We start from the raw sequence: 251 nt of genomic DNA, 5'->3' as shown, positions 1-251 counted from the left end.
TGGCCTTGGATCTCCACCCGTAGAGTTGCGAGTCATGCAGCCCGAGTTCCTTGGCCGCCTTGGGAATGCCGATTTTTTCTGCCAGGGCCAACGCCTCTGCCCGGAATTCCGGAGAGTGCTTCCGCCGCGTTGTCTTTTTCGTACCTGTCTTGCTTGTCATGGTTCACCTCTGTAGCGTAGTTTACTCGCTTAACAGGGTGTCCATCATTAGTGGGCAGGATCATGGTTCGCGGCTTAAACGCTGACCCTCT

General features: G+C 55.4%; 1 protein-coding gene. It reads right to left on the bottom strand.

Annotated features, from left to right (window positions below):
• Positions 1-160: transposase (locus ACTF5Z_RS10775; protein WP_438985632.1), on the bottom strand; the 160-nt coding region annotated here is incomplete at its 3' end.
• Positions 161-251: the final 91 nt, after the last annotated feature.

Source organism: Aequoribacter sp., from assembly GCF_965659035.1.
In the GTDB taxonomy this organism is placed as follows: Bacteria; Pseudomonadota; Gammaproteobacteria; order Pseudomonadales; family Halieaceae; genus Aequoribacter.
This window is presented reverse-complemented; position numbering and strand designations above follow the sequence as displayed.